Source organism: Streptomyces spiramenti (assembly GCF_012034385.1).
Lineage (GTDB): Bacteria > Actinomycetota > Actinomycetes > Streptomycetales > Streptomycetaceae > Streptomyces > Streptomyces spiramenti.
Map to the genome: position 1 here is coordinate 1 of NZ_JAAVJB010000469.1, position 1,152 is coordinate 1,152.

Here is a 1,152-nt window from a genome sequence, read left to right on the forward strand (position 1 = left end):
CGGGGGCCGTCCCGCGTCCGGCGGCACCGCCGGACGCGGCCTGTGCGGGGCGCCGCTCCCGGGGGCGTGGCGCGGCCCTGCCCCGCACCGCGTCCCGGGGTTCGAACCCGAGCGCGGTGAGGCCGAGCCCGGGGTACATGTGGCGGAAGACCCGCTCGTAGGCGTAGTTGGGGCAGCGGATCTCACCCGACTCGACCCGGCCCACGTACCGCGCGTCGCAGGCGACCCGCTCCCCGATCTCCCGCGCGGCGCGGCGGACCGCCGCCGCGAACTCGCCCGGCGAGAGGTCCCCGCGGAGCCGGCGGAAGGTCTCGTTGGGGCGGGGAGGTGGGGTGCCCGCGGCGGGGCGTGCCGGGTCGTCGGGCTCCGGTGCCTCGGGTGACGCGGGTGAGAACGTCATGTCGGGACCGTACCGGCCGGACAGAAGGACAATCCGCCCTATCGTCGCCCGAATGGGGCAACCCGCCCGAGATCCGCTATGAACTGCCACCCTTTGCGGGGGTCCGCGACCGTACCCCTTGACAGTGCAATCGCGTTGAACCGGGTGAACCGACCGCGGAGGAGAGTCCGATGCTGGACACCGAGGGCAGTACCGCCCTGTCGCGCCACCGGGCGAACGCCCCCCATCACGGCCGCACCGGCCGGGTGGCGCACCCCGAGACACCCTGCGACCTCGTCACCGTCCCCGCCCGGGAGGGACTCGAAGCGGTGGACATCCTGCGATTGCGCAGCGGGGTGGGCCCGGTGCTCCACGACCGCGACGGCGACACGCTCGGTTTCCTGGTGCCGCCCGGCACCGCTCGCGAGTGGAACCTGCCCGGCAGCGCCTGTACCGAGACCTACGGCACGCCGCCGGGTTCCTGTCAGCCCCCGGTGACCGGCACCGGCTGGCTGGTGCCGCCCCGCGACGCGCCCACCCCGGCCACGGCGCCGGATCGGCTCCGCGCCGCCCTGTGCGAGGCGACCCGCACGCTCGCGGCGCTCGACCGCAGCTGCCGCTGACCCCGCGCCCCCGCACTCCCCTCCGGTGCCCCTCTCGGGTGCCCCCCTCGGGGCCCGACCCGGAGGCTCGCCCGCAGCACCCGGCCGGCATCCGGGTGCAGGAACGTTCCGCCCGGTCGCCCGCCGGCGTGCGACCGGCGCGTCGCCGAC

At 76.6% G+C, this 1,152-nt stretch carries 1 protein-coding gene and 1 pseudogene; one reads left to right on the forward strand and one right to left on the reverse strand.

Going from position 1 to position 1,152, the window contains the following annotated elements; all coding sequences use genetic code 11:
* Window positions 1-400: pseudogene (locus tag HCJ92_RS24205) on the reverse strand (hypothetical protein); the annotation flags it as partial.
* Between the two features lie 170 nt (window positions 401-570).
* On the opposite strand from HCJ92_RS24205, the gene HCJ92_RS24210 reads away from it, so the two are divergent.
* Window positions 571-1,002 carry a hypothetical protein gene (locus tag HCJ92_RS24210; RefSeq protein WP_209311545.1) on the forward strand — a complete coding sequence of 144 codons (432 nt, stop codon included), beginning with the start codon at window positions 571-573 and terminating at the stop codon, window positions 1,000-1,002.
* The last annotated feature ends 150 nt before the right edge of the window (window positions 1,003-1,152 follow it).

Coding starts and splice junctions, on each gene's coding strand:
- HCJ92_RS24210 (WP_209311545.1), top strand. CDS start 571: ATGCTGGACACCGAGGGCAGTACCGCCCTGTCGCGCCACCGGGCGAAC.